The 19077-nt window shown below is 65.5% G+C and carries 21 protein-coding genes and 1 pseudogene; 7 read left to right on the top strand and 15 right to left on the bottom strand.

Annotated features, from left to right (window positions below):
* Positions 1-7: 7 nt before the first annotated feature.
* The 5 genes from GSE44_RS02490 to GSE44_RS25495 all read right to left on the bottom strand — a co-directional run bounded on the left by GSE44_RS02490 (position 8) and on the right by GSE44_RS25495 (position 3574).
* Positions 8-457, bottom strand: a complete 450-nt coding sequence (locus GSE44_RS02490) for a MaoC family dehydratase (protein WP_159346992.1) — start codon at positions 455-457, stop codon at positions 8-10.
* Positions 457-1227, bottom strand: a complete 771-nt coding sequence (locus GSE44_RS02485; protein ID WP_235924515.1) for a 3-ketoacyl-ACP reductase — start codon at positions 1225-1227, stop codon at positions 457-459. Before GSE44_RS02485 ends, GSE44_RS02490 begins: the two co-directional genes overlap by 1 nt.
* On the bottom strand, positions 1224-2363 hold the full coding sequence (locus GSE44_RS02480) for an acyl-CoA dehydrogenase family protein (RefSeq protein WP_159346990.1): 1140 nt from the start codon (positions 2361-2363) through the stop codon (positions 1224-1226). The genes GSE44_RS02485 and GSE44_RS02480 overlap by 4 nt, the downstream gene beginning before the upstream one ends.
* Before the next feature lie 293 nt (positions 2364-2656).
* Positions 2657-2827 carry a hypothetical protein gene (locus GSE44_RS02475; protein WP_159346989.1) on the bottom strand — a complete coding sequence of 57 codons (171 nt, stop codon included), beginning with the start codon at positions 2825-2827 and terminating at the stop codon, positions 2657-2659.
* Positions 2828-3358: 531 nt separating this feature from the next.
* On the bottom strand, positions 3359-3574 hold the full coding sequence (locus GSE44_RS25495; RefSeq protein WP_235924514.1) for a hypothetical protein: 216 nt from the start codon (positions 3572-3574) through the stop codon (positions 3359-3361).
* Between GSE44_RS25495 and GSE44_RS26435 the strand changes: the two genes are divergently transcribed.
* Positions 3503-3964: a helix-turn-helix transcriptional regulator gene (locus tag GSE44_RS26435; protein WP_408015086.1), complete on the top strand. Its 462-nt coding sequence runs from the start codon at positions 3503-3505 to the stop codon at positions 3962-3964. The two genes, GSE44_RS25495 and GSE44_RS26435, sit on opposite strands and share 72 nt — an antisense overlap.
* Here the strand turns inward: GSE44_RS26435 and rpoD are convergent.
* The 3 genes from rpoD to GSE44_RS02455 form a co-directional block, all read right to left on the bottom strand.
* A complete protein-coding gene (gene rpoD, locus GSE44_RS02465) occupies positions 3858-5768 on the bottom strand; it encodes an RNA polymerase sigma factor RpoD (protein WP_408015085.1) in 1911 nt (636 codons plus the stop codon). The genes GSE44_RS26435 and rpoD overlap by 107 nt on opposite strands.
* A 351-nt stretch (positions 5769-6119) precedes the next feature.
* Positions 6120-6551, bottom strand: a complete 432-nt coding sequence (locus GSE44_RS02460; RefSeq protein WP_159346987.1) for a DUF1772 domain-containing protein — start codon at positions 6549-6551, stop codon at positions 6120-6122.
* A 144-nt stretch (positions 6552-6695) separates the two neighbouring features.
* On the bottom strand, positions 6696-7346 hold the full coding sequence (locus GSE44_RS02455; RefSeq protein WP_159346985.1) for a DUF924 family protein: 651 nt from the start codon (positions 7344-7346) through the stop codon (positions 6696-6698).
* 38 nt (positions 7347-7384) lie between these two features.
* Here GSE44_RS02455 and GSE44_RS02450 point away from each other — a divergent pair, with 38 nt between their 5' ends.
* On the top strand, positions 7385-8326 hold the full coding sequence (locus GSE44_RS02450) for a LysR family transcriptional regulator (RefSeq protein ID WP_159346983.1): 942 nt from the start codon (positions 7385-7387) through the stop codon (positions 8324-8326).
* A gap of 29 nt (positions 8327-8355) precedes the next feature.
* Here the strand turns inward: GSE44_RS02450 and GSE44_RS02445 are convergent.
* The 4 genes and pseudogenes from GSE44_RS02445 to GSE44_RS02430 all read right to left on the bottom strand — a co-directional run bounded on the left by GSE44_RS02445 (position 8356) and on the right by GSE44_RS02430 (position 11695).
* Positions 8356-8892: pseudogene (locus tag GSE44_RS02445) on the bottom strand (DNA-3-methyladenine glycosylase I).
* A 500-nt stretch (positions 8893-9392) separates the two neighbouring features.
* Complete coding sequence (gene pcaD, locus GSE44_RS02440) at positions 9393-10172, bottom strand: 3-oxoadipate enol-lactonase (protein ID WP_159346981.1); 780 nt, start codon at positions 10170-10172, stop codon at positions 9393-9395.
* 45 nt (positions 10173-10217) lie between these two features.
* On the bottom strand, positions 10218-11021 hold the full coding sequence (locus GSE44_RS02435) for an ABC transporter ATP-binding protein (protein WP_159346979.1): 804 nt from the start codon (positions 11019-11021) through the stop codon (positions 10218-10220).
* Between the two features lie 17 nt (positions 11022-11038).
* Positions 11039-11695 carry an ABC transporter permease gene (locus GSE44_RS02430; RefSeq protein ID WP_159346978.1) on the bottom strand — a complete coding sequence of 219 codons (657 nt, stop codon included), beginning with the start codon at positions 11693-11695 and terminating at the stop codon, positions 11039-11041.
* A 67-nt stretch (positions 11696-11762) separates the two neighbouring features.
* Here GSE44_RS02430 and GSE44_RS02425 point away from each other — a divergent pair, with 67 nt between their 5' ends.
* From GSE44_RS02425 to GSE44_RS02420, 3 genes are read left to right on the top strand one after another with little or no spacing between them, the layout of a single operon-like run.
* Positions 11763-13787 carry a xanthine dehydrogenase family protein molybdopterin-binding subunit gene (locus tag GSE44_RS02425; RefSeq protein WP_159346976.1) on the top strand — a complete coding sequence of 675 codons (2025 nt, stop codon included), beginning with the start codon at positions 11763-11765 and terminating at the stop codon, positions 13785-13787.
* On the top strand, positions 13787-13912 hold the full coding sequence (locus GSE44_RS26130; RefSeq protein ID WP_268893616.1) for a hypothetical protein: 126 nt from the start codon (positions 13787-13789) through the stop codon (positions 13910-13912). Before GSE44_RS02425 ends, GSE44_RS26130 begins: the two co-directional genes overlap by 1 nt.
* Positions 13884-14516 carry an enoyl-CoA hydratase/isomerase family protein gene (locus GSE44_RS02420; RefSeq protein WP_159346973.1) on the top strand — a complete coding sequence of 211 codons (633 nt, stop codon included), beginning with the start codon at positions 13884-13886 and terminating at the stop codon, positions 14514-14516. Before GSE44_RS26130 ends, GSE44_RS02420 begins: the two co-directional genes overlap by 29 nt.
* Before the next feature lie 137 nt (positions 14517-14653).
* Here the strand turns inward: GSE44_RS02420 and GSE44_RS02415 are convergent, their stop codons facing one another.
* Entirely contained in the window at positions 14654-15565 is a 912-nt protein-coding gene (locus tag GSE44_RS02415) for a LysR substrate-binding domain-containing protein (RefSeq protein WP_159346971.1), read from the bottom strand.
* A gap of 415 nt (positions 15566-15980) precedes the next feature.
* Between GSE44_RS02415 and GSE44_RS02410 the strand changes: the two genes are divergently transcribed.
* Positions 15981-16967 (top strand): aldo/keto reductase, encoded by a 987-nt coding sequence (locus GSE44_RS02410; RefSeq protein ID WP_159346970.1) that lies wholly within the window; start codon positions 15981-15983, stop codon positions 16965-16967.
* Here GSE44_RS02410 and GSE44_RS02405 read toward each other — a convergent pair.
* Positions 16964-17329 (bottom strand): Bug family tripartite tricarboxylate transporter substrate binding protein, encoded by a 366-nt coding sequence (locus tag GSE44_RS02405; protein ID WP_235924513.1) that lies wholly within the window; start codon positions 17327-17329, stop codon positions 16964-16966. The two genes, GSE44_RS02410 and GSE44_RS02405, sit on opposite strands and share 4 nt — an antisense overlap.
* Complete coding sequence (locus tag GSE44_RS02400; protein ID WP_159346968.1) at positions 17326-18423, bottom strand: TRAP transporter substrate-binding protein; 1098 nt, start codon at positions 18421-18423, stop codon at positions 17326-17328. Before GSE44_RS02400 ends, GSE44_RS02405 begins: the two co-directional genes overlap by 4 nt.
* Before the next feature lie 166 nt (positions 18424-18589).
* On the opposite strand from GSE44_RS02400, the gene GSE44_RS02395 reads away from it, so the two are divergent.
* Positions 18590-19075 carry an MOSC domain-containing protein gene (locus GSE44_RS02395; RefSeq protein WP_159346966.1) on the top strand — a complete coding sequence of 162 codons (486 nt, stop codon included), beginning with the start codon at positions 18590-18592 and terminating at the stop codon, positions 19073-19075.
* Positions 19076-19077: the final 2 nt, after the last annotated feature.

Genomic DNA, 19077 nt, shown 5'->3' with positions numbered 1-19077 from the left:
ACCAAGGTCAGCCGGCGCGCCGATGCACCATCATGTCATTCTCCCCCCGCTGCACTGTTTCTCCCCGCTGATTCCGCAGGTCGAATGCCAACGTGACGATGCCGCGCTCCGGGCGACGCGTCTCGCGCCTGGAGATCACCTTGATCGCGGCACTGATCCGATCCCCAGGCAGGATCGGCCCCGTAAAGCTCCAGCGCCATCCCAGGGAGACGATGGCGGCGAGCCGGACGGATGAACGGTTCTTCAAACCATCCGCCAGCGCCAGGCCCAGTAGCCCATGGGCCACCTTCCCAGGGAAGCCGAGCGCGCGCGCATAGTCGTCATCCACATGGAGATCGTAAAAATCCCCTGTCAGGCCGGCGAAGGCGAGGATGTGGGACTCCGTCACGGTGATCCCGCCGGTCTCCCAACTCAGGCCCTCGGCGATTTCCTCGTAATGCAGGCGGTCATCTGGCATCACAGGCGGCCCAGATGCAGACCGCCGTCCACATGGAAGGCGTCGCCGGTGCTGAAGGGCAGGTCGCCGGCTGCCAGCAGGGCGATGGTGCGGCCCACATCCTCGGCTTCGCCCCAACGGCGAATGGGAGAGAGGCCGGCGGCGATGCGTTCCTCATAGGCGGCAGCGACCGGAGCGGTCATGTCTGTGCGGATCACGCCAGGACGGATCTCGTGCACCGCGATCCCCTCCTCCGCGAGCCGTAATGCGAAGACGCGGGCCACCATCGAAACCGCCGCCTTTGACGCCGCATACTCGCTCCGTTCCGGTGAAGCCAAGGTGGCGTTCGCCGAGGAGACGAAGACCATGCTGCGTCCACCGCGGCGCGGCGCCCCTGGTGCCAGCATCCGCCTCGCCACGGTCTGGGTAAGGAAGAACCCACCGCGGACATTCACATCGAAAGCACGGTCCCAGGATTCCGGTGTCACCTCCAGCAGGTCGCCACGCCGCATGGCGCCGACCCCGGCATTGTTCACCAGGCATTCCAGCCCGCCGAATGCCTCCCAGGCCGCATCCAGCAGCGCTCCATGCGCATCCTGCGCGGCGATGTCGGACTGCAGGAAGGTGAAGCGGCCCCCGGCCGCTTGCACCTCGGCCGCCGTTTCCGCTGCGCCTTCCTCGAAAACATCGGCGCCGACCACGTCGAAGCCTCTCGCCGCCAGGGCGATACAGGTCGCGCGGCCGATGCCACGTCGCGCGCCGGTGACAAGGGCCGCCGGACGCATGTTCATGCGAGAAGCGTCCGGGCCATGATCATGCGCTGCACCTGGTTCGTTCCCTCATAAATCTGCGTGATCTTGGCGTCTCGGAACAGGCGCTCGACGCGAACGCCCCGGATGTAGCCGCTGCCGCCGTGGATCTGCACCGCATCTGCCGTGCGCGCCACGGCGGCGTCGGACGCGAAGCATTTCGCCATGCTGGCCTCGAGTGTCGCCCGGCCACCGGAATCCAGGATGCGGGCGGCGTGTTGCACCATGAGCCGCGCGGCATGCGCATCCTTCGCCATATCGGCAATCATCCATTGCACCGCCTGGAATTCCGCGATCGGCTGACCGAACTGCCGCCGCTGCTTGGCATAGGCGATGCTTTCCTCCAGTGCGGCCGCCAGGATGCCGACGGCGAGTGCAGCGATGCCGATGCGTCCCTTGTCCAGCACGGACATCATCATGTGAAAGCCGCGGCCTTCCGGTCCCAGCAGTGCATCCGCCGCTAGTCGTACCTCATCGAAGCGCAGCCCCCCGACAGGGGAGGCGCGCTGCCCCATCTTGTGCTCCTTTCGGTCCCGCGTGACGCCAGGGCTGTTGAGGTCCACCAGAAGGATGGACATGCCGCGATGACCCGCATCCGGATCCGTACGTGCCAGCACGGCGGCGAAATCGGCCACGGGCGCATTGTGGATCCACAGCTTGGCCCCATTCAGCACCCAGCTATCCCCGTCCCGCCGCGCCGTGGTCTTCAGCCCCGCCAGGTCCGAGCCGGCTTCAGCCTCGGTCAAGGCGTAGGCACAGCGGCGCTCTGCACGCAAAAGGGGACGAAGGTATGTCTCCTGCTGCGCGGGCGTGCCGTGCTGCGTCAGCAGCGTCCCGAGCAGTTCTACCAGCCCCACCTGATCGGCGACCGAGGCATAGCCGCGCGACATTTCCTCCATGACCAGCGCATAGGCCAGGGCATCGGCACCGGCGCCGCCCAGTGCCTCGGGCACAGTGATGCCGAAAAGGCCGAGGGAGGCGAGCTCGCGGTACAGATCGGAGGGATAGCGCTCCTCCTCATCCAGCGTGGCCGCCAGGGGAGCGATCTTGGCCTCCGCAAAGCGGCGCGCGGCATCACGCAGCGCCAAATGGATGTCGGATAGGCCGGCGTCGTTCATTATGCCTCCCGGGCCGGGATCATGCCGGCGCGGGCCCGCATGGCCTGGGCCATCCGGGCGACGTTTCCGCTTCCTCCAGCGCCCTGCAGGTTGCGCCGCCTGTCGCGCAGAGGTCAACTCGGCGGCGGACCACCGCCACAGCGGGTGCCAGCTACAGTTCCGCGCTTCGGCAAACACGCGAAAGGTCCGCCGGCCACGCCTGCAGCCCTCCCTGCACCATCAAGTCGGGCCCTCACAGACCCTGGAAGGCGGCTGATCAGCGGTGCTGCCCGCCGCCTGTCGCGCCCGACTGCTCAAGAACGGACCGGCCGGAATTGCTGGCAAGCGGCGTGCGGCCATTTGCCTGCATCCATGTTGGGATGGCGGTGGATCCCAGGATGTAATCGCCTTCCACGAAGGTAAGGACCAGCGATACCACCGATCAGAGCGGTGGCGAGGACGGCAACGCCGAGGATCTTGCGCATGGGAATATCTCCTGATCTGGCGGGTTGAGGATCGGTTTCAGCGCGACCGTTCAGCTACTCGGCCTGGAAGTTCTCGCTTTCGGTGCTGTCCATCGCAGCCGGGTGAGAGTTCCTCCGGTGGCTCGGTCAGAGGGTTGGTCTTCCTTGCTGACCGGCGAACCCTCTGACCGGCCGCGGTGAGCCGCCTCCCGGGGATTGCGGAGATTGTTCCGATCTTGTGGGAACCACGCCTGGCCGGGCTCTCCGGCCGGAGAGCGCGCTCTGGCAGGCGCGCCTACATGGCGCTGTAAAGCGCCTATCGCCGGAACCCAACTGTGCGGGGGATTGGCATTCACAGCGATGCCAAGCCGCTGGGACATCAATGGGCCCATCGGGGTGTCGCATGTCTACTTGACCAATCAGCGCCTGCAGTCCTGCGCCAAAATCCTCGCCCATGGCAGGCAGATCGAGCTTATCGGGCGGGTAGGCTTCTAGTATCCGACCGCGAGGCGGCTGCTGGAACTGCTCGGCCACAAGGCGGCCTTGAACAATTCAGCGTCCCGCCTCTTCGTCGAGCAGGTCGTCGACCTTCTGTGCATTCAACTGATGCGCGGTCATTCGACCATAGGGACACTCGTGGAACTGTCCCCGCGCCGGGGTCTCGCCGATTGGCAGGTCCGGCAAGTGACCGGCTATATGCAGGACCACCTGGACCAGGAAATCAGTCTTGCGGAAGTGGCGGCGCTCGTCGGGCTTAGCCGCATCCATTTCTGTACGGCCTTCCGCCTGGCCACCGGGCAATCACCCCACCAGTGGCCGACCGCCCTGCGCACTGGCCGCGCCCGCCAACTGCTGGCTGCGCCTAACCTGCCGATCACCGAAATCGCACCGGCGGTCGGCTATCAGACACCCTCCGCTTTCGTGGCAAGTTTTCGCAAATTGCCCGGGTCGCGCCGTCAGAACTCGACAAGCGCTGTGAGCGGCGGAGCCCGAGCGGCTTTCGCAACCGCCGATTGTGGCGGCCGCCCGGAACCGGGCGGCCGCCCTTCCGTTACGCCTCGTCCAGGAAGCTGCGAAGCTGCTTGGCGCGGGTCGGGTGCTTCATCTTCCGCAGCGCCTTTGCCTCGATCTGGCGGATGCGCTCACGAGTCACGTTGAACTGCTGCCCGACCTCTTCCAGCGTATGGTCGGAGTTCATGCCAATGCCGAACCGCATCCGCAGCACGCGCTCCTCGCGCGGCGTCAGGCCGGAGAGCGCCTTGCTCGCCGCGTCGCGAAGGCCGGCATGCAGCGCGACATCGAGCGGCATGACAGCGTTCTCATCCCGGATGAAGTCGCCGAGGTGGCTGTCCTCCTCGTCGCCCACGGGCGTCTCAAGGCTGATTGGCTCGCGCGCGATCTTCTGGGCCTTGACCACCTTCTCGACGGGCATGCCCATCTTCGTCGCAAGCTCGGCCGGGGTCGGCTCGCGCCCCAGCTCATGCATCATCTGCCGCGAGGTACGGTTCAGCTTGTTGACCGTCTCGGTCATGTGGACCGGGACGCGGATCGTGCGGGCCTGGTCCGCGATGGCGCGGGTGACCGACTGCCGAATCCACCAGGTGGCATAGGTCGAGAACTTGAAGCCGCGGCGGTACTCAAACTTATCCACAGCCTTCATCAGGCCGATATTGCCCTCCTGGATCAGGTCCAGGAACTGCAGGCCGCGGTTCGTGTACTTCTTGGCGATGGAGATCACGAGGCGGAGATTGGCCTCGATCATCTCCTTCTTCGCCCGGTTCATGTCGCGCTCGCCCTTGGCGACCACGGCCTGCACGCGGCGGAACTCGGCAACGGGCAGCCCAGCCTCGCCGGCGATGGCGAAGATCGCGGAGCGCGCCTCTTCGGCCTCGGCCGCATGGCGGGTCGCCAGCGCCAGCCAGCCCTTCCCCTTGCGCGAGGCAAGGCTCGCCACCCAGTCCGGCGCAGAGCCCGCGGCCCGGTAGACAGCCAGAAAGTCGTCGCGCTTCACGCCGGCCATCTCGGCAATGCGGAGAAGGCGTCCCTCGGCTCCCGTCAGGCGCTTGTTCACCTCACGCATGCGCTCCACAAGCTCCGCGACACGGTTCGCGTGCAGGTGGACCTTGCCGACGAGCGCAACCAGCTCGCCACGCAGGCGTGCGAACTCCGCCTCGTCCTCTGCCGCGAGGGCATCACCGTCCGCATAGGCCGCCATACGGCGCGCCTGCAGGCCACGCATCTGCTCCCAGGCCGCTTCGATCGCCTTGAAGGCCGCCATGGCCTCCGGCTTGAGCTGCTGCTCCAGGACGGAAGGCGACACCATCGTGCCCGCCTCGCTCGCTTCGCCCGTCTCCTCGTCATCCTGCTCCGAGACGTCGTCGGGAGGGCCCTCGCCGGCGCCCGCCGTCGCGTCAAGGTCGAGGACGTCCCGGAGGAGCATGCTCCCGTCCTGCACCGCCCTGGACCAGCCGAGGATTGCATCCAGCACCAGAGGGGCCTCGCAGAGCCCCTCGATCATCATGTTCCGCCCGGCCTCGATGCGCTTCGCGATGGCGATCTCGCCCTCGCGGCTCAGCAGCATCACCGTACCCATGTCCCGCAGGTACATGCGGACCGGGTCCGCCGTGCGCCCGGCGTCCTCCTTGACGTTCCCGACGCTCTCCTCGTCACCCTCGGTGACGGCCCGCGGCCCCTCGGCAGCGTCGCCCTCTTCCGCCTCGTCCTCCTCGGCCACCTCGATGCCCATGGCGGAGAGCACGCCAAGTGCATCCTCGATCCGGTCGGAGGAGAGCTGGTCGGATGGAAGCGCGGCGGAGACCTCTGCGTGGGTGACATGGCCCCGGCTGCGGGCGATCTCGGTCAGGCGCCGCAGGGCCTGGCCTTCCGCCTCGGGGAGCGACGAGAGAAGTGCCTCCTCCCGCTCGTCCAGAACCAACTCGCCGACCGTTTCCATCGCCGCCATGCCCGCTCCTCTTCGTCCTGCTACCCGCGCGTCCGGCCCCGCGGCCGCCTCCTCACGGGATTGGGACCCGTCCGGAGCCGCCCATTTGGGGATTTAGCGGCTCCCCGCATAGAGCCAATATGGAACTTGTTGCCGACTATGCGACATTGCCGCCCTGCGTGTCCGGCATCGCCAGCCTGTTCCGGCACTTTCCCAGGGCTGAAGCGCCGGTTGCCACCTTCGTGCCAAGCCGAGTTTACGAGGGGCTGGGCGCGGTTTTACCGCAGCTCAGCCCTCAACAACCCGCCCGGGCGGGCCTGCCGCGTCCTTCCCGCCTGCCAGTTCAGGCACTTCGCCCCGGGGTGCGCCTGCTCAGGAGACGGAGGCCCAGAGGAAAGCGAGGGACGCGGCAAGGCCCAGCGCCGTCCGCACGGCATGGAGTGAGCCCCACCGCTCGAGCATGGCCCGGCTCTCGGCTCCGGCCATTGCCGGCTCAGTCATCATGAGCCTGGTGTTGGTTGGCATGATGGCAAGGAAGGTGAAGGGCCAGTTGGCCACCATAAGCAGCGCCCCGAGAGTCCAGCCGACATGGCCGGTCTGCCACCACGCCAGGAGCCCCAGAAGGCATCCCGCTGCGGCAAGGGGCCCCTGCATCGCTGCACCACGCCTGTATGAAGGCTTCCACTCTGCTAGTTGGGACCAATCGTCCAGCCCCAGCCGCGCGGGCTGCTCGACAAGTGTAATATAGAGGGCAGCGCCCGCGAAAACAGCGGCCGTAAGAAGAGCGACTTGACCGAGCAGCATGGCGGCTTCCTTGTAATCTCAATTTGACTGGGCAGACGGGCGTAACTGCGGCGTCCGCTCATCCCCTCCATGGAGTACGGCGCTGTTGAGCCGTGCGACCACCTGCCGGCAGGCCCGGGAAGCGCGTTCATGTCACTTGCGGCTTCAACCGGAATAGCCGCCCCCATCGAGAAAATGCTGCTCCTCCGGCGTCATGTACCGGCCAAGGATCGGGTTGCGATGCGGAAAGCGGCCGAAGCGCTGGATGATCGAGCGATGCCGCCTCGCGTGTGAGTGGTCCGGTTCGCCGAGGCGTTCCGCCAGATCGACCGACCGATTCTGATCGGCCAGATCTTCCGAATGGGCAAAGGGCAGATACAAGAAGAGCCTCAGCGGCTGGTCGATACTGCCGTCATGGCCTGCATCGATCGCCTTCGCCGCGATGGCGCGCGCCATCCCATCCGTCGCATACATCCGCGGAGTGCCACGAAAGGCGTTGCGCGGGAATTGGTCTAGGAGAAGAAGCAGTGCCAATGCGCCCTCGGGAGTAGCGACCCAGCCCGCGCATTCCCCGCGCGATGCAGCTTCATGCAGGGCCAGGAAACGGCCACGAAATTGGTCATCGAAGCGGGTATCCTTGGCAAACCACAGCCCGGGGCCGGCCTCGCGCCAGAAGGCGACCACCGCCGCGGCATCGCTCGCCAGCAACCAGCCTCCGCTTTGTTGAGCATTCCAGGCTTCCGTAGGGGACACTTTCTCCTCCCGATATTTCAGCGGTTTGGCTGTAGGAAGCGCGACCGCGCAGGAGAATTTCATCTGCCCCTTGCTGTATCCAGTGATACGAATTCAGCAACATGCTGAAGGAAATTGACCTCTCCCGCGCCGACCTGAACCTCCTCGTCCTCTTCGAGGCGGTGATGCGGGAGCGGCATGTTGGGCGCGCAGCCAGCCGCCTGAATCTCTCAGCCTCCGCTGTCAGCCATGGGCTAGGACGGCTGCGACGCCTGCTGAACGATCCCGTTTTTCTGAGGACCCCCAAGGGCGTGGTGCCGACCGCGCGGGCAATCGAACTCGCCGGGCCGATCGGTATGGTGCTGTCCGAGATCAGAAACGTCATCGCCACCGCGGCACCCTTCGATCCGGCAACCTCCACCCGACATTTCACCATCGGCGCTCCCGATGGGGTGCTGGCCGTGTTCCTGCCACCTCTCCTTGCCAGGCTCCGGCAGAGCGCTCTGCGGATTGATATCCGCCTACGCCAACTCCTGCCGCCCGAAGGCGGCAGGCCGACTGAGCTGGCCTGGGAGCCGGTCTTCGCAAATCTGGAATCTGGCGCCATGGATATCGCCATCGGTCCCTTTAACGCGATTCCCGCACGCTGCGATGCCAAGACCCTCCAAGAGGACGATTTCGTCATCGTCACGCGGTCAGGGCACCCCCTCGCCCGAACACCGAGCCTGGAGCACTATTGCGCCGCCGGCCACATGGTCGTGTCCCTCTCTGGCGATGCTCATGGCTTCGTGGATGATGCGCTCACCCGTCTTGGGCTGGCACGACGTGTGGCACTGACGGTGCCAAGCTTCTTCATGGCCATAGCGCTCATCGCGACGACAGATCTGCTCGCCGCGGTGCCGCGGAGCTTTGCGCTGGCGTTTGCACCACCATCCGGGGTGGTCGTGAGGGAGGCGCCTCTGGAGTTGCCCCGGTTTCAGATCCGAGCCGTCATCCCGGAAGCAGCCTTGGCGGATGCGGGAGTAGCCTGGTTGCGTGAAGCCCTGGGCTCCGCCAGTTCCTGAGCCACTCGCTCAAAGCCCGATGCCGCAGATCAACCAGCAAGCGAATGGGCGCGCGTGACCTCTCGGCGGCGGAAGCAATCCGACGCATGGTCGTTCACGATTCCTACGGCTTGCATCCAGGCATAGGTGATCGACGGCCCGACGAATTTGAAGCCGCGTCGCTTCAACTCCTTCGATATCTTCTCCGAAAGCGGCGGCGTCGTGACCCGACTCTCGCCGTCCCCCATCAACACCTTGCCGCCGGTGAAGGACCAGGTGAAGGTGCCGAAGTCTTCCCCGCGTTCGGCCATGCCGCAGTAGATTTGCGCCCCCTCGATGGTCGCCTCGATCTTGGCGCGCGAGCGGATGATCCCAGGGTTGTCGAGCAGGCGCAGGATGTCCTCCTCTCCAAAGTCTGCAACCACGAACGGATCAAAGCCGGCGAAGCCCTGCCGGAAGGCGTCGCGTTTGCGCAGCACGGTGATCCAGGCCAGCCCTGCCTGAAAGCTCTCCAGCATCAAGGTTTCCTAGAGCATGCGCGGATCATGGACGGGCATACCCCATTCGGTGTCATGGTAGGCGCTCATCAGCGGATTACCCTCCGCCCAGCCGCAGCGATGCACCGCACCGATCATTTCCGCCGATTCTCTCTTCCGCCGTTGTTGTTCAATCCCATGCGCCTTCCTGCGCAATGAGGGACTTCGCCAAGGCAACACTGCGCGTTTCGCTCATCGGAAAATTCTACCAAGAAGTTTCCCTTAGGGTCTGTAATTGCGCTGACTGATTGGCCCTTTGGGCGCAGATACAGTCTTTGGGCGCGCCACCTTGGAAATCCTTGGGGCTTTCAGGGTGGACCAGTCATGACCGGGATGAGCCTGGACGACGCCCAAGCGAGGCATGGTCGATCCGCCTCCCCAAGATCCCAAGCTGTACGCCCGATGTCACCGTGCCGAGAACCTGTTCTCCAGCGTCAAAGACTGGGATCGCATCGCCCTTGGCGTGCCAAGACGCGCCGCAGCTGGATGGGCTTCGCCCACCTCGCCGCCACGATGATCAACCTACGCATCGCCCAGTCCAGTCACAGATCCTAAAGCCTATGGAGCAAGAAGCGCCGCATTGCCTCTGTCACTGCCTCCAGCCCCTCAATCGTGGGGATATGCGCCAGACCGGATAGCTGCTTCAGCTGAGCTCCCGGGATGGCATCGCGCATGGCCTCGGCCGCAGCCACCGGCGTGGCAAGATCCTGGTCCCCGACGAGAATCAGTGTCGGAACTGATAGGCCAGACGTGGACTGCGTGAGGTCTGCGGCCGCGATGGCTTCTGCTGCCCCGGCATATCCATCCGGTGCGGTCCTGTGCAACATCGCCCGTAATCCCGCAGCCTCTGGCGTTCCCTGGAAGGAAGCCGTCACCCAGCGCGACAGTACGGCTTCCACAAGGCTCTCGAGCCCTTCGCGCCGCGCAATGGCGGCGCGCTGATGCCAGAGCTCTGCTGGGGGAATAACCATCGCAGTATCGCACAGGATCAGGCTCGACACGCGCGCAGGGGCCTGCACCGCCAAGGACTGAGCAATGAGGCCGCCGATTGACAGGCCCGCCACATGAGCTTGGCTGACGCCCAGCTCGTCCAGCAGGGCGAGCGCGTCGCGCGCCATCTCATCAATGCTGTACGGCCCCGCTGGCACGGACGTCAGGCCGTGCCCACGCAGGTCGGGACGCACCACTCGGAAATGTGCGGACAGGGATTCCGCCTGCGCGTCCCGGACATGCAAGTTGGTGTCGAGCGAGTGCAGAAAGAGCAGAAGCTCGGCCTCCTGGGGTCCGGCAATCTGTACATGCACATCAAGATCGCGAAGGCGCCGAAACATGGAATCTCTCTGGAATGCGGAAACGATGGCTGGAGTCCATTCCGCCTACATCGTCAGAACATCCATGATGCGGCGACGCACCTCGGTCCGCTCGGCCTCCGCAGGCGTCGCGCCCAGGCGGACGTCGTAGGCGATGCGTGCCGGACGCTGCAGCACGACGACGCGCGTGCCGATATCCAGGGCCTCGCCAATCGAATGCGTGATGAACGCGGCGGTCCGGCCAGCCTCCCGCAAGAGTTCAGCAAATTCGAGCCGCAGCCGCGCCGCCGTGATCTCATCGAGGGCCGAGAGAGGTTCGTCGCAAAGCATGATCGGCGCATCGGTGGCAAAGGCACGGGCAATAGCCACGCGCTGCCGCATGCCGCCGGAGAGGGCGTGCGGGTAGTCGTTTTCATGCCCTTGCAGCCCAAGCCGTGCCAGCCAGTGCCGCGCGGCCTCGTGCCGCCGAGCCAGCGGCACGTCCATCATCTCCAGACCGAAAGCAGCATTGTCCAACGCACTGCGCCAGGGCAGCAGGCGGTCGTTCTGGAACACGATGGCAATGCGGCCCCGCAATGCCGCAAACTCCTTGAACGGGTCGTGCTGCTGCACGTGGACTGCGCCGCTGGAGGGCGCCTGAAGGCCGGCAATCATGTTGAACAGGGTGGACTTGCCGCAGCCTGCCTTGCCCAGCAGCGCCACCAGCTCGCCCTGGTGGATGTCGAGATTGACATCCTCGACCGCGACGAAGGTGCCCTCTCCGTCCGGGCGCCGGAAGTGCTTCGAGACCTTGTCGAAGCGGATCTCGACCGGGAGGGAAGCGGCGTCATGGGCTGCTCCGTCCATGACCAGGGGTCTGTCGGCCGTCATCGCATCGTTTCCTGCGGTCACAGCGAACGCTCCGACATGCCACGGTAGCGGAGGGAGAAGGTCTCGATCGCGCTGATCACCCACTGCACGACCAGCACGAAGAGCACGAGCTGGAGCGTCCAGGCCATGGCGCCCGCCATGTCGAACAGCTGCTGCTGCAGCAACTCGTAGCCCACGCCTCCGGTGGCACCGACCAGCTCGGCAACGACGACCACACGCGACGCATTACCCAGATTGGCCTTCCAAGAGGTCAGGACGCCCGGGAGCACCGCGGGCCAGACCAGCACGCGCAGCATCTGCCAGCGGCGCGGTCGGAAGGAGACCACCATCTCCGCCAAATCCTTCGAGATCGAGCGGTAGGAATCCAACAGCTGGAACGCGAAAGCCGGCAGGGTGGTGAAGAGCATGATGAAGAAGATCCGCGTCTCCACCCCACGGAACCAGATCACTGCGAAGACCACCCAGGACAAAGCAGGAATGCCCTGCAGAAAGGTCAGCATCGGCGACAGCAGCCGCGCCACGAGCGCCGAGCGTCCCATCAGCGCCGCGAGGATGGCACCGACCACGAAGGCGCCGGCCAGCCCGCCGAGTGTCCGCGCCACAGTCGTCAGCACCTGCCCGAACATTTCCCATGTTGTTAAGATTTCGAGCGTGCGCCAAAGAATGTCGGGCACCGGTGGAAGCAGGTAGGGCGGCAACAAGTATGAGGCGACGCCGCATATCGTCGACCCAGAAAAGGCCATGGAGGAGGGCGCACCGCTCGTGCACCCTGCTCACGGGTCGAATGTTAGTTTCCGCCGGGTCTTTACCTGGGGACCGGTCGAGCAGGATTGCGCCGCGGCCGACCACCAGCTCTCCTATCGCGTCCGCTGGGGCCGCTCCTCCCCGGTTCCGATCGAGACCTTTGTCGTCACCTGCGACTGGAATGACTCGACGCAGCTGCTCGACGTCTGGGCCTCCATCCAGATGCCGAAATATCCGGATCTGCTCGCGCGCTGCCTGCGCCTCCCGGGCAATGCCGTGCGCGTGCATTTCGACGTCGATGTGGGTGGCAGCTATGGCGTCAAGCGCGGCCTGAAGCACTCGATCCTCGTCGGCTACCTGTCACGGATGCTGGGCCGCCCGGTCCGCTTCCTCGAGGACCGTCTGGAGAACATGCGCGGCGGCGACATGCAAGGCCCCGACCGCATCTTCGACGTCACCCTTGCCTTCGATGCTGATGGCATCGTCCGTTCCATGCGGATGCGCGCGGTGGATGATATTGGTGCCTATTCGGGCCGCTCCCCCCTGCAGCTCGGCAAGCCCGAGGGCGCAATCGTCGGTCCCTACCGCATCCGCAGCGTCGAATACGACGCGATCTCGGTGATGACCAACAAGACCCCGCAGGAAGCCGTGCGCGGTTTCGGCCAGTCTCCCACCAACTACGCACTCGAAAGCGGAATGGACCGCGTCGCGCGCTTTCTGAGCCTGGATCGCGTCGAGCTGCGGCGGCGGAATCTGATGGGACGGGACGAGTTCCCTTACCTCATTCCGAGCGGTACCACCTATGATTCCGGCGACTACGAGGCGGTACTCGACAAGGCCCTGACGGCAGCCTCCTACGACGAGTTGCTGCGTGAGCGCGACGCGCTGCGTGCCAAGGGCCTTTTGGCTGGCATCGGCGTCTCGATTTGCCTTGAACCCTCTGGCGGCAACTCCGCCTTCGAGCCGCTCTTCAATCCGAAGAACACCACGACGACTTGGATGGACTCCTGCCTCGTGCGGGTCGACCTGAACGGCGCAGTGACGGCGCTGATGGGCACTTCCACCTCCGGGCAGGCGCATGAGACTCTGGTATCGACCGTGGTGGGCGAGGTGCTGCACCGCGAACCGGACAGCATCCGCGTAATTCATGCGGACTCGCTAGGCGCGCTTCCCTCCAACAGTCCCGTCGGCAGCCGCATGGCCATCATGCTGGGCGGAGCTGCGGCAGGTGCTGCGCGCAAGCTGTGCGACAAGATGATCCGCATCGCAGCCCATAACCTGGAGGTGCCTGAGGAGGCGATCCTCTGGGACGGTGGAGATGCCGTCCTGCGGGACGACCCCTCACGCCGCCTGCGCTGGGACGCGTTGGTGGAGATTGCCCACCGCAAGTACCACCAGATGCCCAAGGGCATGGAGCCCGGCCTTCAGGAGAAGTTCGTCTGGGAGGTGCCAACCGGCGGCATGCTGCCGACCGAGGATGGCCGCATACAAATGTATCCCTGCCACTCCTTCGAGTCCCATGTCGTTCTGGCGAGCGTCGATCCGGAAACCGGCAAGGTGACGCTGCACCGCTACGCGGTCGGCCATGACTGCGGCGTGATGATCAGCCCGGACGTCGTGCACGGCATGACCTTTGGCGGGGTTGCGCATGGGCTCAACGCGGCACTGATGGAGCGCTTTGCCTTCTCCGAAGACGGCCAGTTTCTCTCGGGCAGCTTCGTCGATTACCTTATCCCTAGCGCGCATGAGGTACCCGCCCTCACCATCGCAGATCACTGCACGCCCTCTCCCCTCACCAGTTTCGGGCAGAAGGGTTCGGGCGAGGCGGGCTATCTCGGCGGCCCCGCTGCCATTGCCGGCGCCATCAACGATGCGCTGTCGGTCCGGGGGGCCTCCATTGACGCTCTGCCCATGACGCCTCCCGCCATCTGGCGCACTCTGCGTGCTGCCGCGGCGGATCCCGTTCGTTCCGCGCCGATGCGACGCGAATTGTCGCCGGCCATGCAAGGAGAGCACCGCTGATGACTGAATCCCTCTCGATCGTCCAGGATGGGCGCCTGCTGCGCATCACCTTCGGGGCGGGAGGATGGCGGCGTCTCCGACGGCATGGCCTCGCGGATGAGCGAGACCCTGCTCCGCGCGCATGAGACTTCGGATGCCGTTCTGCTCACGGCCGCCGGGCCGGATTTCTGCACCGGCCGAGTGCGCGAAGCCGGGGGCCCGCCCTCGTCCGAGGCCTATTCTCGCCGCCCGGAATATGACGGCGTCTTCGGAAGCTATACGGCCATCCGCAACGCGCAGATTCCTGTCGTCGCCGCTATCGCGGGCCGCGCGATGGGCTATGGCACGGCCGTCATCGCCCTTTGCGACGTCTCCTTCGCCAGCGAGACCGCGCGCTTCAACATCCCCGAGATCGAGCACAACGTGATGCCGACCATGGTGATGTCCGCGATCTCGGATCGCATGAACCGGAACGCCATCCTCTGGATGGCCTATTCGGCCGAGTTCATCGATGCTCAGCGTGCCCTCACCTATGGGCTGGTCAGCCAAGTGGTGCCCGCTCCGTCCCTCCAGGACGAGGCGGAGCGCTTCTGCAAGGTGCTGCTGGGCCGCCCGCGCCCCGCGATTCTTGGCCTGAAGGAATATCTGCGCGTGGCACCACGCATGGACAACCAGGCCGCGACCGACTATGCGCGCAGCCTGCACTCCGTGGTCAACACCGCTGCCGCGATGAAGCGCGCAGCGCACTGAGCGAACTGGTCCGCCGACCGGCGAGACCGAGCTCGACGGACGCTGACTCCGGCGGGGAGATCCTCGGCACAGCCGAGCGCCTCCCCGCACCATTGTCGCGCGGCGCTGTGGCGTCGCACTCGGCTGGCCTCGGGCGCCTATACCGTCCCTGCAGCCGAGAGTGCCATGGACTGCTCCGTGTCCCGGCCCTCACCCACCAGCCAGTCAATGAAGGCACCGGTGAGCGGCGTCCGAGCGGCGGCATTGGCGTAGTAGCGCCGCTGGCGGGCAGCGAGGGTACCGAAGGGCGCGCAAAGCCGGCCCGCAATAATGTCATCGATCGTGAGGAAAACAGGAACAAGAACCACGCCCAACCCCTCCGCCGCGGCCTGCAGCGCGAAATACATCTGCTCGAATCGGAGCGTGCCAGCTGGGCGCAACTCGGGCGCTCCTGCCGCCTGCAGCCATTCCGCCCAGGAATAGGGCTCCGTACCATAGGATATGAGGGTGCAAGCGGCGAGGTCGCCCGGCTCACGCAGCCGCCCTCCCTCCGCCAAGTCGGCATGGCAAACTGGAACGATCACTTCGGTCATGAAAGGCTCGGAAACAGCGGCAGCCAGCGGCGCCTGGGCACCGCGGATGGCGATGTCGTAACCTCCACCGAATTCCACCGGCGCGAGGGAGGTGGTCATGCGCACCTCCACGCCCTGGTGGCGTTGCTGGAAGCCTGACATGCGCGGAATGAGCCAGCGCATCGCGAAGGTGGGCGGCGCATTCACATGCAGTGTGCTGGGTGCTGCTTGGTCAATCACATGCAGCGATGCCAGCGCAATACGGTCCAACGCCGCGGTCATCTCGGCCAAATAGCCGCGGCCGGTTTCGGTCAGCACCAGTTGGGCGGGTCGTCGCAGGAACAGCGGCGTCCCGAGCCATGCTTCCAGCTGCGCCACCTGCCGGCTGACCGCGCCGTGGGTCACGCCCAATTCGGCAGCGGCCTTGGTCAGGCTGGCATGCCGTCCTGCGGCCTCGAAGGCGCGGACGGCGTTCAGGGGAGGAATGCGGCGGTTCATCCTGTCTTGCCGGTTGTGGCGCCTGCCCCCCACGCCAGTGGGCTGAACCCGAGGGCGCGCCGGGTTCGATCCTGCGGCGGCCATCGTACTTCCTCCGACCGGGCGCTTCCACCTCCCGCAATCTCCAGTGGTCAGTCATCGAAGAATGGCCTTGCTCGTCCCGGTCCAGCGACCGCATCGGCCGCGTCCGGCCAATGCACCGGACCCTGGAACCGGCACCTCACCTTTCCAGCGGAGGCGCCATAGGGCAGCGATCGGTCCCTTGGTAGCCGGCACGCGCGAGGGCAGATTAAGCCCGAAGCATGGATGGCCCATCGCAAGCGTTCGGTTCGTACCTCCGAAGGATCGAGTCGGAGGCGGTTGGAACATGCGGCACTGCCAAGCGTTCACGCACACACGACGAAGAGGCACCTTCATGGCCAGCAGCACGCATTTCGCCCCGCCTGGTCCCCTCGGCTTCGGCGGGGCACCCCTGGGCAACATGTTCGAACAGGTTTCAGATGCCCAGGCCAGTGCCACGCTCGAGGCTGCCTGGGACGCCGGCATTCGCTACTTCGACACGGCGCCGGAGTACGGCCCCGGCATCTCCGAGCATCGCTTCGGCCAGGTGCTGCGCAACAAGCCCCGGGATAGCTATGTGCTTTCCACCAAGGTCGGGCGGCTGCTGCGTGCCGATGCCAGCAAGGGTGGCAAGCACGGCCCCTTCGTCGCTGGCCTGCCGTTCCGCGTCGATTACGACTACACGGCAGATGGCGTGCGACGCTCCATAGAGGACAGTTTGCAGCGACTGGGTATCGCGCGGATCGACGTCGTCTACATCCATGACTGCGCCGAGGATGCGCATGGCGACCAATGGTTAGAGGTATTTGACACCGCAATGAAGGGAGCCGCCGTGGCCCTTACGGAATTGCGGAACGAAGGCGTGATCCGCGCATGGGGATTGGGGGTGAACCGAGTAGAGCCCTGCGTGATGGCGCTGGACCGCGCCGACCCCGACGTCTTCTTGCTGGCAGGTCGGTACAGCTTGCTGAATCAGCCGGCACTCGACGAGCTCTTCCCCCGCTGTGCTGAGCGCGGCGTGCACGTGGTCGTGGGAGGCCCCTACAACTCTGGCCTCATCGCTGGCGGCAAGACCTTCGAGTACCAAGTGGCGCCGCCTGACCGAATCGCAGCACGCGACCGGCTCGCAGCAATTGCGGCGGGGCACCACGTGGATCTTCGTGCTGCAGCCCTACAGTTCTGCTCGGCGCATCCCGTGGTGGCATCAGTGATACCCGGAACGAAGAATCCCCAGCGGGTGCGTGAAAACCTGGCGCTGATGAGCCAGCCCATCCCATCCGAGTTCTGGGGCGACCTGAAGCGCGAGCGCTTGCTGCCGGACAACGCGCCGACCCCGAGCTAGTTCCCGGCCTCAGAAGCCTTGAGCGCCAACTCTGCAGTCAGCCCGGTGGCGCTCTGGGCACAGTGGGCTGCCGCCCGCATTCCGATACTACAGAACAGGACGGTGTGCCCGTCCGGCTGAGCCCGAGCTGCCGCCTCGGCCGCGATGTTGCCGCCGGCGCCGGTGCGGTTCTCCACGACAATCGGCTGACCAAGGATCGGGCCCGCCACCTCGGCCACCAGTCGGGCCACGAGGTCGCTGATTCCGCCCGCTCCGAATGGCACGAGCATCCGCACCGGGCGGGACGGGAAGTCCTGCGCCACCGTGCGCTTCCAGGGCACCGCGGCGACAGTCGCCGCGGCGAGAATCCCGCGCCGCCTCACCGCCCGGCCCGCCGGATGCGCAGCATCATGCTGTCAAAGGAGTAGTCCGCCACCTGGTGATAACCATAGGAGCGGTCGCGGAAGGCCACCTGGCTTTCCAGCAGTTCCTTAAAGCGCGGACTCTGGGCCGACATCTCGGCAAAGACCTCTTGGGTCGCGCGAAAGAAGGCGTCGAGCACGTCGTTCGGGAAGGCACGGAGTTGCACCCCGTTGGCGACCAGCTTGTACAGAGCCTCGACATTCTTCCAGTCGTACTGCGCGAGCATCCACTGTGTTGCGGCCCCGGATGCCGCTTCGAGCACAGCTTTGTAGGGCTTCGGCAGCTCGTTATAGCGATCGAGGTTAATAAAGGCGTGGAAGACTGCGCCCCCCTCGCCCCATCCAGGGAAGTAGTAGTTCTTTGCGACCTTGTCGAAGCCGAGCTTCGAGTCATCATACGGGCCGATGTACTCCACCCCGTCGATCGTTCCTCGCTCCAGCGCGGGATAGATGTCACCGGGCGCGATCTGCTGCGGCACAACACCGAGCCTGGACATGACGTTGCCTGCTAGCCCCGCCACGCGGAACTTCAGCCCGTTGAGCTCCGCGACGCTCCTGATCTCCCTGCGGAACCATCCGCCCATCTGGTTGCCTGTGTTCCCGAGCGGCAGGCCGTAGACATTGTAGGGGGCAAGCAGCCGGTTGATCATCTCGTTGCCGCCGCCATGGTACATCCAGGCCGCCTGCTGCCGCGGGTTCAGCATGAAGGGCACGGTGGTGGTGAATGCGAAGGCCGGATCCTTGCCCGTAAAGAACAAGCCTCCGGTATGGGCCAGTTCCACGCTGTTCTGCTGCACGGCATCCAGCGCCTGCAGGCCTGGCACGAGCTCGCCGGCGGCGAAGGGCGTAATGCGGAACTTCCCATCCGTCATTTCGGAGACGAGGCGCGCGAAGTACTCGCCAGTGGAATAGGTGACATCGAGCACCTTGGTGAAGGAGCTGGTCATCCGCCAGCGGATCTCCGGTGCAGCCTGCGCCAGGGCCGGGCTGGAGAGCGCGGGCAGCATGAGTACGGGCGCCGCGGAGCCCGCGGCCATGAGGTGGCGACGACGCATCGGGTGGTTTCCTGGCTGGTCCGGGCACAGGTATTGCAACCCCAATGCCAGGCTTGTTGCCCGGGTTTCCGGCGGGTAAGCCGAGCATACACTTGCCGGAAGCCCGACTTTCGGCCAGATCTAAGACCGCGGGGCAACAAGTTGCCCAAAACCGGAGCAGAAACGAATGATTGCGTCCCTCGGCTGGAACGGCGTGGTCTCCCACCTCCACATTACCCCTCGCGCCTTCCTGCCCATGCAGGCGCAAGCGGCGATCGAATTGGTGGCGGGCGAGGGCATCGTCGGCGACCGCTACCGCATCGGTACCGAGACAGGATTCTATTCGGAGAAGCCCGAGGAGGGCCGTCAGGTGACGCTGTTCGAAGCGGAGGTTCTGGAGGCCATCCTGCGTGACTACAAGATGGAGATCCTCCCGGAGGAACACCGCCGCAACGTCACCACCACCGGCGTACCGCTGAACCATCTGGTCGGGCAGCGCTTCCGCCTCGGCGACTGCCTGGTGGAAGCGACGCGCCTCTCCATCCCCTGCCGCCATATTGAGGAAATTCTGGGCAAGCCCGTCTTCGACCCGCTGGTCCACCGCTCCGGCCTCAACTGCAAGATCCTGGAGGGCGGCACGCTGCGCGTGGGCGACGCCATCCGGCCCCTCTAGGC

This window comes from Muricoccus harenae (assembly GCF_009848505.1).
Taxonomy (GTDB): domain Bacteria; phylum Pseudomonadota; class Alphaproteobacteria; order Acetobacterales; family Acetobacteraceae; genus Roseomonas; species Roseomonas harenae.
The sequence above is the reverse complement of the archived record's forward strand: the minus strand, read 5'-3'. Positions and strand labels throughout refer to the sequence as shown.

What these genes read in the sequence shown, in the direction of transcription:
- GSE44_RS02490 (WP_159346992.1), bottom strand. Translation starts at nt 457, where the DNA reads ATGCCAGATGACCGCCTGCATTACGAGGAAATCGCCGAGGGCCTGAGT.
- GSE44_RS02485 (WP_235924515.1), bottom strand. Translation starts at nt 1,227, where the DNA reads ATGAACATGCGTCCGGCGGCCCTTGTCACCGGCGCGCGACGTGGCATC.
- GSE44_RS02480 (WP_159346990.1), bottom strand. Translation starts at nt 2,363, where the DNA reads ATGAACGACGCCGGCCTATCCGACATCCATTTGGCGCTGCGTGATGCC.
- GSE44_RS02475 (WP_159346989.1), bottom strand. Translation starts at nt 2,827, where the DNA reads ATGCGCAAGATCCTCGGCGTTGCCGTCCTCGCCACCGCTCTGATCGGT.
- GSE44_RS26435 (WP_408015086.1), top strand. Translation starts at nt 3,503, where the DNA reads ATGCAGGACCACCTGGACCAGGAAATCAGTCTTGCGGAAGTGGCGGCG.
- GSE44_RS25495 (WP_235924514.1), bottom strand. Translation starts at nt 3,574, where the DNA reads ATGGATGCGGCTAAGCCCGACGAGCGCCGCCACTTCCGCAAGACTGAT.
- rpoD (WP_408015085.1), bottom strand. Translation starts at nt 5,768, where the DNA reads ATGGCGGCGATGGAAACGGTCGGCGAGTTGGTTCTGGACGAGCGGGAG.
- GSE44_RS02460 (WP_159346987.1), bottom strand. Translation starts at nt 6,551, where the DNA reads ATGCTGCTCGGTCAAGTCGCTCTTCTTACGGCCGCTGTTTTCGCGGGC.
- GSE44_RS02455 (WP_159346985.1), bottom strand. Translation starts at nt 7,346, where the DNA reads ATGAAATTCTCCTGCGCGGTCGCGCTTCCTACAGCCAAACCGCTGAAA.
- GSE44_RS02450 (WP_159346983.1), top strand. Translation starts at nt 7,385, where the DNA reads ATGCTGAAGGAAATTGACCTCTCCCGCGCCGACCTGAACCTCCTCGTC.
- pcaD (WP_159346981.1), bottom strand. Translation starts at nt 10,172, where the DNA reads ATGTTTCGGCGCCTTCGCGATCTTGATGTGCATGTACAGATTGCCGGA.
- GSE44_RS02435 (WP_159346979.1), bottom strand. Translation starts at nt 11,021, where the DNA reads ATGACGGCCGACAGACCCCTGGTCATGGACGGAGCAGCCCATGACGCC.
- GSE44_RS02425 (WP_159346976.1), top strand. Translation starts at nt 11,763, where the DNA reads ATGGAGGAGGGCGCACCGCTCGTGCACCCTGCTCACGGGTCGAATGTT.
- GSE44_RS26130 (WP_268893616.1), top strand. Translation starts at nt 13,787, where the DNA reads ATGACTGAATCCCTCTCGATCGTCCAGGATGGGCGCCTGCTGCGCATC.
- GSE44_RS02420 (WP_159346973.1), top strand. Translation starts at nt 13,884, where the DNA reads ATGAGCGAGACCCTGCTCCGCGCGCATGAGACTTCGGATGCCGTTCTG.
- GSE44_RS02415 (WP_159346971.1), bottom strand. Translation starts at nt 15,565, where the DNA reads ATGAACCGCCGCATTCCTCCCCTGAACGCCGTCCGCGCCTTCGAGGCC.
- GSE44_RS02410 (WP_159346970.1), top strand. Translation starts at nt 15,981, where the DNA reads ATGGCCAGCAGCACGCATTTCGCCCCGCCTGGTCCCCTCGGCTTCGGC.
- GSE44_RS02400 (WP_159346968.1), bottom strand. Translation starts at nt 18,423, where the DNA reads ATGCGTCGTCGCCACCTCATGGCCGCGGGCTCCGCGGCGCCCGTACTC.
- GSE44_RS02395 (WP_159346966.1), top strand. Translation starts at nt 18,590, where the DNA reads ATGATTGCGTCCCTCGGCTGGAACGGCGTGGTCTCCCACCTCCACATT.